The following is an 11,751-nucleotide window of genomic DNA, read 5'->3' on the forward strand; positions in this document are numbered from 1 at the left end:
ATCTTGTGCGTAAGCGATGTATGTGGTTGAATTACTAAAAAAATAATCCTACCCAAGCTGGATAGGATTATCTTAACTATTGATTAATAGTTCTTGTCTCTGTTGGATTGATTATTTCCTTTAGTAGAGATAGCCCAACTGATTTAAACAGTGCTTCGTTATCATCAGGACAGCGTTGAATTGTTGTACAAGAAGAACAGCCGTATTTACAAGGACAATTATCGACTAGAAACTTTGCCTTAATAAAGGCAGTCTCTAAATACTTGATGAGGGTATCGCACATACCTGTACCATGTTCACAAGTATCAAAGAAATAGCCAACTATCTTAGTATTAGACGGCACTTCTACTAACATGAAATCTATATCTCGACTGTTTGCTCCATGTTCAACAAGTGGTAAACTGAGTATAAGGTGATGAGCGAGAGTATGAACGCAAATTTGGGTTTCATTGCTTTCAAATAGTTGTTTCTCCTCATTGGTAATATATTTCTGTTTATTAAGTATTTCTTTTCTGTGATTTTTGACCAAAACTGAAAAATATTTTCGTGCATCAGCGTTAATTTCAACCCTGACGCAGAATGTATTATAGTTAAGAGCAAGTGATTCTTCGTATTTATTTTCCTCCAATAGTTCGACAAATTCTCGTTCAATCAGTTGGGTTTTACAAGCAGGGCAAGTTTGTAAGTGTCCAGGTAAGTTTAAATTGAAGTTGCGACATCTGTTATTAGTGCAAGTCCATTTTTGTTCCAGCCTGTACAAGTTGTAGCCATAAATTTCTTCTTTGATTTTGGCTGAAACAGGTGTAAATCTAGCAGCCCCTTGGGGAAGATTGATAATTTTGGCTTCCCCGACAATTTTGATTTCCTCGAAATTTAGGCTTCCTTCAGGACGACTAAATAAATTGGTTGTTTCAATTGGCTTGAGAATTGCTTTCCCTTCGGTTAAATTTAGCTCTTGTGATTTATACTGTACGGGGTTGCCATCAAAGTCTTGAGCAAGATATATAGCACCAGGGTAAACTTCTCTTAGTGCAGAAGATGCCGAACTTTCCTCAAACTCTTCTGCGCTATCTTGATTGATATAACTGATGTTTTGATCGGTGTTGCCTCTAACTTTAATTTTTGAGTGGACATAACCGAGATTTCGATTAGTTGTCAGTCTTTGATTGTAGCTGAATATCAGTTGATTATCACCGATTAACTGTCGGGCGATCGCATTACCAGAACTACCAAAATGTCGGGCAATTTGAGCTTGTGTCGGCTTACTTTCTTTGCAACAGGCGAGAATGTGCTGCTCCAAAGTGGTTTCATAATTGTGGTTAAAGTTAATAATTTCTGGAGGATCGGATAAAAGGCGTTCTGGGTAATTGGCGTAGTAAGAATCCATAATCGACCTTTTCGACGGAATAAACACCAATAGTCCTGCTTGCTGCCTCCCCGCACGTCCTGCCCTTTGGCGAAAGGCAAGAATTGAGCCGGGGTAACTATGTACGATAGTTGCATCAATACACCCAATATCTAGACCCGCCTCCAAAGCACTGGTAGATATAATGAACTTGACCTTCCCGCTTTGTATATCTGCAATAATTTTGTTACGCTGATTTGCCTTCATGCTTCCATAAAATGCTGAGATGGTTTCTCCCAGGTGGGGCAGTTGCATCTCGATTAAAGCTTTACGGATGGCATTAGTTAAAACCTTAACCAGTTCCCTACTATCGCAGAAACAAATCCCGACTATGCCTTTACTTACGAGCATAGCTGCGACTTGGGCAGTTTGGTAAAGTGTATTATTCCGTGGTTTGAGGCTAATAAAAGTAATTTCCGAGCGTTTTGCCCCACTTTGGTCAATAATAGCAAGATTACTTTGTTCTTCTCGATTAGATATCTTCTGGGCAATTTCGCTGCTGTTACTAATTGTTGCAGAAGCAAAGATGTACTGTAATTTTGAAATATCATTGCCGACAGATTCTATCATAAGTTGAGTTCGCCGATTAAGTAGTGCAAAATGCGAACCAAATATGCCTTGATAAAAGTGCATTTCGTCACAGACAATGATTGAAAGTTTTCTGATTGTTTCTCTAAATCCCCAGTTTGAATCGAATTGGTAGTTGTTTAGCTCGTGGTTCCATACATCAGGAGTCACGCATAAAATTGAGGGTTGATTGCTGTAAAGTTGTTTGCGCTCTTGGGGAGGAATATCACCATTAATATTGAGAATTTGGGGGCGAATATTTTCATCTAAGTGGCTAACAAAGGAACGTATTTTCTCTACCTGGTCAAATGCCAGTGCTTTCAAGTTAAAGAATACTAAAGCTGATTTACCTTTTAAGCACTCGTGAACGATTGGAATTAGAAAAGAGATACTTTTACCACTGCTGGTAGGAGTCTGGAGAATTATATCTTCTCCTTTTTTGTAAGCTTGCCATGCCTCCACTTGATGAGAATATAATTGACTGATTCCTGACTTACTTAAAGCTAGTTTAACTAGAGGATGAATATCATCTGGGATAGGATAAAGTTTAGCTTCTTGAGCAGGAATTACTTCACAGCTTTGTAGTTTTCCAGAGCCATCAAGTATAGCAGCTACCTCTTGGTAGAGAATGCTTTTACCTGTTGGTGCTTGGTTTAGAGGTAATAAGTTACTGCTATTTACCTCATGCTCCCAGTCAAAAATAATTTGGTTTAAACTACCCTTTTTAAAGTAAAGGTTTTTCTCAATAATGGCGGCGATATGGATAACACCATGTTCTTTGGAATAAACCTGCTTGTTTGCTTCTAACCATTCAGGCTGGTTCATAAAAAGATACCTACTTGCTGTTTTAGCAGGTAGGCGTTAGTCCAAAGTAGTGGTTTTGGTTATTGCCATACTATTGATGCTCTGCTTTATATTGTCAGAACGCAAATGCTTTTGGCGTTGATGAAATTTGTGCCTTGGTACTATAACTATCTACAAGCTGTTCTAAGCGTTCAACAATACTGCCTTTAAGGATGGAATAGTTAGCTTGATTAGTGACAATTAGCGATAGCTCAGTTGTCCACTGCTCGTAATTAGAACTACCAATAATACCAGTAGAAGACTGGATATAGTTAACAAGAATGCTGTCATTGAAACCAAAGCCACTTTCACCCCAGATGCAAGCAGATTGCAGCAAATACTCGTAGTCTGCGAATACTTGAAACTGGGGGTTCCATCTAGGAGCATTGTTTCGGTAGTGGACGAAACCATTGCTGTCGAATATCTCTTGTTGCCATAAAAGCTGCTGTAAGGAGCAGCAATTGCTAGGTGAAACAAACGGCTTTCCTTGGCGAATAACATTACCATTGCGGATGACATCGCGGCGGCGCTGCTGTCTTGCTATGCTATATCGAATATTGGGATGTTGTTTAAAGTACTGCCGCATTGAGCCAACAAATTCAGGAGCAATGCTGTTGTCATCGTCCAGGTATGAAATAATGTCACCACCAGCTGCATTTAGTCCCAAGTTACGGGCGTAGCACAAGCCAAAGCCACTGCTCGGTTCAGGGTGTTCCATTTCAATGTAGATGATAGGGAAATCAGCTTTTGCCCTAATGCTAGTGATAATATCTCTGGTGTCAGGATTAGCGCCATCATTGATGACGAGCCATTCAAAATTGCGGTCAGTTTGACTTTGAATGCTTGGCAGTGCAGTAGATGCAAGCTGCACAGGTCTATTGTATGTTGCAGTGATGATTGATAATTTCAAAGCTCCATACCTCTATCATTTGATTGCGTTGTTGTTGAATTGATCGCAGCTTGAATTTGTTGCCATCTTGTTACGTCCTCGTTTGTTATACCTCTAGCGGTTTCAATTTGATTACTTGCAAGAGATAGCCGAATTAACGTTAGCTTTTCATTGGTTCTGGCAACAATCAAACTTTGCGTGGTGCTATTGAAGCGGATCTGGTAGTTACTGCCTTCCAAGACAAATAGGTTTTCTCTCTCTGTGCGAATGGATTGAGGGTAGGCAGTTGCTTGTTGTGCGAAGAACACTCTAGCTATGGGGGCAATTATAGTAGCGCGTTGCATTTGTTCTTGCTGTAATTGCTGGTAGTTCCATTTCCCAAGTTCTACGCCCAAATCCATTTTTATCAAACGTTCTGCTAAAATTGCCATTTCTATCGGCCCAACACCTCCAGGGACGGGCGTAATGTTCTGGGGGATGCTGTAAGCACTGCGATCTACATCGCCAGCAGCACCAGAAGCAGTAGGTGTGAAGCCACCATCGACAATCAAGCGATGAGAGGGGAGTACATAAGGAGTGAAAATTCCTTGTCTTCCAGTGACAGATACCACAATGTCAGCTGCTTGAGTTCTACTCAAGTCATCGCCGTCTTCCAAACAGAAACAGCTGATTCTACTGGCTTCTAAATATTTGATGACACCATTACCTACAAAACCACCTCCGCCGACAACTGCAACATTGGAATCCCTTTGTGCATAGGATTCAACAATTCTGGCGATTCCTTCAGCAGTAGCACAACTTTCAAAGAAATTGTTACTTTGTCTGCGGACGATATCTATATCTTTTTGTGGTTCTAATAGCCCAATTGAACTTGTAAACTTAGCTGGAATTGGGTATTGAACAATAGCAGCAGTTACCTTGCTGTTTTCATTAATAGATTGGATAATGTGGTCAAATTGCTCTACTGCAATATTGGGTGACAGCACAATATAATTGGGAGTAATGCCAATAGCGTTGAATGTTGCTACTTTTTGTTCTGCTGAGATTCTGGCTGCTTCGTATCTAGCTCTTAGTCCGTTGCTGGCATTTTCTGAAGCCTCAAATCTGATGATTGCTACTTCTTTTTGAGATGCTTGAAAAATGGATTTGTATTTTTGACATTCTTGCTTTACGTGTTCTCGTATTAATTGTCCGTCTATGAGTGTCATTTAATGTGGAGTTAAATTTGATGGAGAAAATTGTCTGGTACAAACAATCTTCTGAATTCCTAATTAGAATTCATTGGAACTAGGGCGTTTAGTGATTTCACCAACTTCTTTACCGTCGCAGGAAACCCAGTTGGTGACGTAGCGTTCAGTGTCATGGAAGCCACTAAATTCAATACTGTTACCAGAACACTTATCTTTGAACCATTGTTCGGCTTCTTGTTCTGTATTGAATGTTCTAGCAGTGACTTCTTCTATTGGAAGATTCCAGTTTGTATTGCCATATAAATCGCAAACATAATGTGTCATATCTGTTACTCCTTTAACAATATCTAAAAACCACTATGACAATTTTAAATCAACAACAGCAGGCTGAATTCATTATCCAACAAGCTTGCAAGGAAAATTTTACTGATAGCGAGAAAGCTATTTACGATGACTTTATTCTGGAAGCGTGGGTAAAAAATCCAGCTAAGATGACTGAGGCTACTGCTGATGCTTTGATTAGATATCTTAATGGCTGCGAAGCATCTAACGAGTTTGTTGCTAATGTAGTAAATCGCCTCGCGCAAGTTGCCCCGGCTCATATCATGACCAAGATTCTTCTTAGTGACAATGACGGTGATGGTGTGCCTTTATACGAGGAATTAAAACTTGGAACAAAGGTTACGGAATTTGATACCTCTTTTGAAATAGCGGCTGCAAGACAAAGGCAATATCAATTTTCTCCAACTCGGAATTGCGATATGGAATTGTAAGTATGACCTGAACATTATTAGGAATTTTGATTGAAAATATAGATAATTCATTTTGAAGTGCGGAATGTGGGTATAAAACAACCTTCCTTACAATAGAAGAATTAAAAACAGGAAATCCTCGAAATAAACCTGACATCAGGCATGATAGTGTCGATAAAAAAAGCTTCAGCTAAACTCTATACAATAAATTATTAGATTAGTCCTTAGTGCATCTGGTTCGCCATACCGCTTATGTCAGATCAAAGAGCACCAGAAATCGAACTGCTCCGTGCAGCGTACGCAGCCTTCAACGCGCGAGACATTGACGCTGCCCTTGCCCTCATGACTCCGGACGTGGTTTGGCCGAGAGCGTTCAAAGGCGGTTTTGTCCGTGGGCCTGAAGAAGTTCGCGCTTACTGGACGGAGCAATGGAGCGAGATCGATCCGCACGTTGAGCCGATTTCCTTTTACTTGGAGGAGGGCGGGCGGATTTTGGTCGATGTGCATCAGGTCGTGCGTGACAAGGCTTACGCAGTTATTGCCGATGAGCACGTAGTCCATCGATTTACCCTTGAACACGGCTTGATTCAAGCTATGGAAGTGGACAGGCTTCCATCGTCCACCCCAAAGACCTAACTACACGCAAAGAGCGAACAGCCATCAGCGGGCGGCCTTTTTCTGTATATTGAGTATAAAAATGCGCTACTGTTAATCGTAAGCGCATTCCCAATCGTGTACAGCGATCGCAAGACTCCCAGCCCCAACAATCAGGCGATTCCCCTGTAAGTTTAACTTTGGAAAATTACCCCAGTGTCGTTATCTTCATCCCAAAACCACCAACCTTGAGATAATTCACAAAGAACGCGCATTAGTGCTAATTGTTCATAAGTGATTTCCCCACTACCGTAGCTAACGTTACTAGTGCCATCCCATGATTTAAGAATTGATTCTAAATTGTATCCATTGCCCATAATCCAACTGGCGTAGAAGCAGTCTTTGGATATTTCTTCCATGATGGCCAGTAGTTCGAGTGCGGCATCAGGATTGGGTGATTTCAGGGCTTCAAGTGCAAGGCGGAGGTTTTCTTCTCTGTCTGCAATAAACTCTGAAAAAGCTGCTCTATTTGATGGTAAATTGTCTTTTTCAAGTGTAATTAATTTTCCATTTACAATCTTGACTGGAGTTAGATTTGAGTAGTCAGTTTGGTCATCTTCACTTGTCTTTGATTTTATAGCTAAAGGATGCCAATGAATGCGTTCAATTTTATTAGTCTGAGGATTTGTCCATACCCAGAATAGTTTGTGAGATGCAGCACCCTTAACTGTAAGATAAGTTCTTTTATGTCGAATGGGATAGTCTACACCTTCCTCTTTTTTCGCTCGTAAAAAATCTTCTATAGACGGATATTCTTCATTAAGATATTTCATTATCTGTGATGTTGTCGCATCTGTATAATTCGAGATACTGATATCACCATTTTTAAATGGTATTAGATTCCATTTTTTGTTTATTGGATTCTGTATCCAAAACTCAACTGATATTGTCTGTACAAACTGATCTAAAATCTGAACTACACAAGGATAGTAAAGTGTGAGTTGTTGGTTGCTATTATTCATTATTATTCCATCCATTCGATAGCGGATATGGTTTCCTTTTTGGCGGGAAGTATTTTGACTTCATAGCCATAAAGAATTAATTCGTGCAAAGTTGCTAGTAGTTGCTTGAGTGATATACTGTCCCATTGGCTGCACTCTAATATATGTTTCAATACCTGATCGGGAGCATTAACCACCCAAAGACCATGAATTCTTTTGTTCCTAAATCCAGCACATAATTGAACAATTGGTTGTAACTCAACTGTTATTTTTGGTATATGAATAATTGCTGAACTTATAGGGATTACTGGTTTATCTTCTAAATTTTTAGATTGTGAAAAATAGGGGTCACTGTACCATTGTCCGTCGATTTGGTATGCAATCATTAGGTATGGCAATGCTTTAATCCCATTTATAGTTCCCCATCTAGCAGTTTGTCCTGCATGAAACCAGATATAAGAGCCGTTGTGTATTATCATGTGCAAGTTTTATAATTTTGATTTGAGGCTTTGCTTGTTCAGCTAATTAATAACTTCGTCTGTGGTAAAAATTTTAGTTACTTTGTCTACTGAACAATGATTTCGCATATATTTGTATGAATACTTGGTCTCAAATTGCAAATATTATTCATTGCAGTAAACTTTATACTCAGGTACAACACTTTAGGTATTAGTGATTATTTCTTAAATCACTTATAATCAATGTCTACCTTGCTGATGTGTGTAACAATTGTGGTAATTAATCTACTAATTTGATGTATGTTTTAAAACTAAATAATTACTGTAAAATAAAAAGTGCGCGTTTTTAATTGATGGCGCACTTTTATTAAAACTAAATTGATAGTTAAACGTGGTGAAGGATAATATTTATTGCGTCTTGAGTGCTGATTTTATATTGTGTAGCAAGTTTATTCATGTTGGCTTCACCATTTGCATGATCTTTGATGATTGCTCGAACAACGTTTGGTGAAACATGAATCTCACTATTGGTAACGACTGGTTTGGGTAAAGTTTGAGAAATAAAAAATTCTTTTCTTCTTAATACATGTATTTGACGATAATGTTCTTTTCTGGGTATCCACAGACAATTACCAGGGGCAAAGTCACTCTCTTGATCAATACGAGATATAACTGTTCCTTCAGGTGCTAATCCCATATCTTTTAGAAATTGGGTAAAGTTATCACGCCAGGATGCATCAACTTCAATTCCGCACCCACCATGATATTTGTACTGATGGTGGTTCTTGTTATAGCAGATGCGCTTGATGTGTAACCAGGAGTTATACTCGTGGCTTTTGCAGTGACCGTGGATAGTTTTATCGGTCTTGAGGCTGTCCCGTTGCAAACATCCGCAACTTTGTGTAAGCCCTCTTTTTAAGCTATTTTTACTAACATATTTTTGGGTTCCGCATCTGCATAAGGTAAGGAGGAGTAGTTCACCCCTTTTCCCCTTAACTTCTACATCAGATATAACTTTTAGTCTCCCAAAATTTGCACCAGCTGGGATAGATTCTTTTCTTTTCTTACAACCGCAGTTAGTTGAGCGACCATTGGTGAGAGTGTGACTGTAGACAAGTTTCTGAATTCCACAATCACACTTACATAATACTTGCTTTCCTTGTTTTTCTAATACAGTCCAACTACCGAATTTTTCACTTATATTAATTATTCGCTTTGTAGTCTCCATAAATCATTTTGGTGTTATTACTGCTGGGTTAAATATTTAAAACAAGTTGTTTTTCTTGCTTCAGTTCTTTCTTTATCCAAGCAAGTTGCTGTCCAATGGCTAGGTGCTGCATGGGTACTTTTGTCTCGTATCCCTTCGCTTGTAAAATGGGTGTTACCTCCTGTCTGTAAAGCTTGCCCGTCAAGAATACAAACTCTATTTCTAAAGACGCAACTTGTATGAGGTTTTCTGCTACTTGTTCCGCCCATAGTATACGTTCCTGATGAGATAAGGAATAGGGGGATTTATCGTAGGGCTTGATGATTGTTTCTGGGTTAAGAACTTGATGTAAAGGTGACAGGATATACCATCTTGATTCTTTTTCTTCTACGTAGCGACGGCAAGCTTGAAAGTGCTGCGAACAATATAAATCTTTGGCGGCAGCAGAGTAGGGAAGCTGCTTGCCACATCCAGCAACCAGGTAGATTTTTTCCTTGGGAGTGAACTTTCTGTAGGTGGCGATCGCCAGATTGAGGTTGTGGGCGATTCTTCCCATAATATGCGTCCGTCCTTTGTTTGTTAGCCGAGGGTCAATCCTATGTCGATTGAGAACCCTGCAAACATGACAGTTGCACTTTGGCGTGCAGTAGGCTGGCATCCGAATTAATTTTTCCTCATTGCTGACGAACATCCCACCGCCTAGTCCTTCTCGGATAAAAGTTGAACCATCAAAGGATAATCCCATCTGAGTAAAAGCTTTGGCATACTGGGGCGAACATAGTCCAAAAACGTGTAGATGAACATTTGGCTCGTGCAATACTCCTGCGGAGTCGCTGTGCGATGGCGAAACGCCCGCCTTGTCCTGTCGGACACGCTTCGCGAACGGCGATACTCGTTCCGAGTCACTTCGTGAACGCACAACCTCAGTGAGTGTTTTGATAATGTGCAAGTTAGTTGAATACTCCCTCGCCTGGGGAACAAGCCCACCGATGCCAAGATGGCAGTATCCTAGTCCCAGAAGATATTTAGCTACTTCGAGGCGTTCACTAAGAGACTGCCCGTGGATGACTGCTAGGGGTATTCTGTTGGGAAGATAAGTTTTAGCAAGTTGGATAAATGTTTTTGCTTGTTGAAGGTTATATTCTTGCCGTTCTCTAATATTTTCCCCTACAAGTAAATGGTCAGGACAAACAATAATATCGCCAACTTTTGAACGTTCTCGATATCTATGAATAGACCAGTGGGCATCAACATATTTACCGTTGAGAGTAGGAATATCTTGGTCGCGGTAGTTAAACGATCCGCAGTCATGAATAATCAGACTATCTGGAACAATTTCTGCTTTTGTAGCGAGTGAGTATAGCCAGCCCGCAGGCTGATACTCAAGCAACTGCCAAATCGGGATTTTTTCACCCTTGTTTCTGACAAAATCGCTCTTACCTAGTACTGGATAGAAACCTACTTTCATAGTATTTAAATGAGCAAATTTTGAATTTTATTCGTTAATTTAACCCTCTGCTTGGAGAGGGCTAATTGTTCAATTACTTTCTGTATTTATTTGCAATACTTAGAAGATACTGCCGCCAACGATTATAGATTTTAGTAGCAAGAGTGCTAATATCACTTGCTGCAATTCCTTCTGCTTCAGTTTCAAAAGCATCATCAAAGTGGATCTTGGCATGATACTCCATGCCATCAAAGTAAATATTGAAGCTAGGGTTAAGTTGAAAATCTTGAATCATATTTTTATCCTTCTTGGGGAAGATATAAACACTTATTGTGTTCTGCTAGTCTATTTATTTCATAATTATCAAGAATCATTTTCTTAAATTCTTCCCTTGTTGCTCGCAAGTCGCGGAATATTTTGTTAGTGGGATAGAAGAATACCGACTGTTGGCGGCTGTAAAACCAGACTAGTTGATTGATACGATAGGTGTCATTGCTATCAAGCAAAACATAACTAATTTGTTGGTAAAAATTTTCTAGGGAGAAGGGACGCTTCTTGGCAGTTGTTCGTACATCAATCAGAGTATTTCCAGCGATTATCTGGCAATCAGCACCTCCAAGATATTCACTTAAAGGGTATGAAGCATTGCAGGTGATATTTCCACTCACTTGATTAGCTACAGTTTGCCAAGTACGGGGTAAAATACCAATAATTTGAGATGTATCTTGAATACTAGGAAGCCATTTTTTGAAATATTCTGATTCAAGTTGAAGGGTTTTTTCTCCTTTTAGAAAAGGTTGAATAATTTCATGAATGTTACGGCTACGTGCATAATTTTCTAACGCACCCAGCAGCATACACTTTAGAGCTTCTTCTTCAAGGGAAGTTGAATTGGTAACGCAGTAATCAAAAGCATATTCTATTTTTAGGGCTTTAGCTCCAACCTGAGCAAGACAATTAGTAAACCATGTTTTATCTTCATAGACGCTTCCTAGATACTTAGCAAGTGCTTTGGCGATCGCATTTCCTACTAATGGAAAATCTACACCATCGACTGGTCTGATAATTTTTTGATTTTCTAATAGTTGGTTATGGCTAGTAATCATTTTAATAACTGTTTGGTTTAGTCTAAAATCAAACCATCTCCTGATAGGTGAATTTCTATTTTTTAATTCAGATGTTAAGCTCACTTTTTGATGTTTCGCTTGAAATACTACATTGAGTATCTGCGTGAGCTTTACGTAGTAATTTTTCCTTGAATTGTGTTATTTAAAACAATAAACTAATCATTAAAATAAATAAAAAGCTTGTTGAGTTGAAATTTTGCAACTGATGTAAATTTGCGGAACTTCTAAACCCAAGTTTTTATATTGCCAATGCAACTTTGCAAACTTGGTG

At 39.3% G+C, this 11,751-nt stretch carries 12 protein-coding genes; 2 read left to right on the forward strand and 10 right to left on the reverse strand.

The genetic code is table 11. The features are described 5' to 3' along the window. Window positions 1–76: 76 nt before the first annotated feature. The 4 genes from HG267_RS36910 to HG267_RS36925 form a co-directional block, all read right to left on the reverse strand. A complete protein-coding gene (locus tag HG267_RS36910) occupies window positions 77–2,797 on the reverse strand; it encodes a DEAD/DEAH box helicase (RefSeq protein ID WP_045873835.1) in 2,721 nt (906 codons plus the stop codon). Window positions 2,798–2,891: 94 nt separating this feature from the next. After that, entirely contained in the window at window positions 2,892–3,725 is an 834-nt protein-coding gene (locus HG267_RS36915) for a glycosyltransferase family 2 protein (RefSeq protein WP_071846708.1), read from the reverse strand. Beyond that, the gene (locus HG267_RS36920) at window positions 3,722–4,912 is read right to left on the reverse strand and encodes a bifunctional 5,10-methylenetetrahydrofolate dehydrogenase/5,10-methenyltetrahydrofolate cyclohydrolase (protein ID WP_045873834.1); all 1,191 of its coding nucleotides are present in this window, start codon (window positions 4,910–4,912) and stop codon (window positions 3,722–3,724) included. Before HG267_RS36920 ends, HG267_RS36915 begins: the two co-directional genes overlap by 4 nt. A gap of 63 nt (window positions 4,913–4,975) precedes the next feature. Then, window positions 4,976–5,218, reverse strand: coding sequence for a hypothetical protein (locus HG267_RS36925; RefSeq protein ID WP_045873833.1), 243 nt, complete (start codon window positions 5,216–5,218; stop codon window positions 4,976–4,978). Between the two features lie 35 nt (window positions 5,219–5,253). On the opposite strand from HG267_RS36925, the gene HG267_RS36930 reads away from it, so the two are divergent. Together HG267_RS36930 and HG267_RS36935 are read left to right on the forward strand one after the other, a co-directional pair. After that, on the forward strand, window positions 5,254–5,667 hold the full coding sequence (locus HG267_RS36930; protein ID WP_045873832.1) for a hypothetical protein: 414 nt from the start codon (window positions 5,254–5,256) through the stop codon (window positions 5,665–5,667). Between the two features lie 231 nt (window positions 5,668–5,898). After that, the gene (locus tag HG267_RS36935) at window positions 5,899–6,282 is read left to right on the forward strand and encodes a nuclear transport factor 2 family protein (protein ID WP_045873831.1); all 384 of its coding nucleotides are present in this window, start codon (window positions 5,899–5,901) and stop codon (window positions 6,280–6,282) included. A gap of 152 nt (window positions 6,283–6,434) precedes the next feature. Here the strand turns inward: HG267_RS36935 and HG267_RS36940 are convergent, their stop codons facing one another. The 6 genes from HG267_RS36940 to HG267_RS36965 form a co-directional block, all read right to left on the reverse strand. Beyond that, window positions 6,435–7,262: a hypothetical protein gene (locus HG267_RS36940; protein ID WP_228045067.1), complete on the reverse strand. Its 828-nt coding sequence runs from the start codon at window positions 7,260–7,262 to the stop codon at window positions 6,435–6,437. Window positions 7,263–7,264: 2 nt separating this feature from the next. Beyond that, window positions 7,265–7,720 carry a hypothetical protein gene (locus HG267_RS36945; protein ID WP_045873829.1) on the reverse strand — a complete coding sequence of 152 codons (456 nt, stop codon included), beginning with the start codon at window positions 7,718–7,720 and terminating at the stop codon, window positions 7,265–7,267. A gap of 364 nt (window positions 7,721–8,084) precedes the next feature. Next, window positions 8,085–8,927: a hypothetical protein gene (locus tag HG267_RS36950; RefSeq protein WP_045873828.1), complete on the reverse strand. Its 843-nt coding sequence runs from the start codon at window positions 8,925–8,927 to the stop codon at window positions 8,085–8,087. Window positions 8,928–8,955: 28 nt separating this feature from the next. Then, complete coding sequence (locus HG267_RS36955) at window positions 8,956–10,374, reverse strand: DUF6884 domain-containing protein (RefSeq protein ID WP_045873827.1); 1,419 nt, start codon at window positions 10,372–10,374, stop codon at window positions 8,956–8,958. 73 nt (window positions 10,375–10,447) lie between these two features. Beyond that, a complete protein-coding gene (locus HG267_RS36960) occupies window positions 10,448–10,648 on the reverse strand; it encodes a hypothetical protein (protein WP_045873826.1) in 201 nt (66 codons plus the stop codon). A gap of 4 nt (window positions 10,649–10,652) precedes the next feature. Beyond that, window positions 10,653–11,459: a hypothetical protein gene (locus HG267_RS36965; RefSeq protein ID WP_052335396.1), complete on the reverse strand. Its 807-nt coding sequence runs from the start codon at window positions 11,457–11,459 to the stop codon at window positions 10,653–10,655. Window positions 11,460–11,751: the final 292 nt, after the last annotated feature.

The sequence above is a fragment of the Tolypothrix sp. PCC 7601 genome, assembly GCF_025677855.1.
Taxonomy (GTDB): domain Bacteria; phylum Cyanobacteriota; class Cyanobacteriia; order Cyanobacteriales; family Nostocaceae; genus Aulosira; species Aulosira diplosiphon.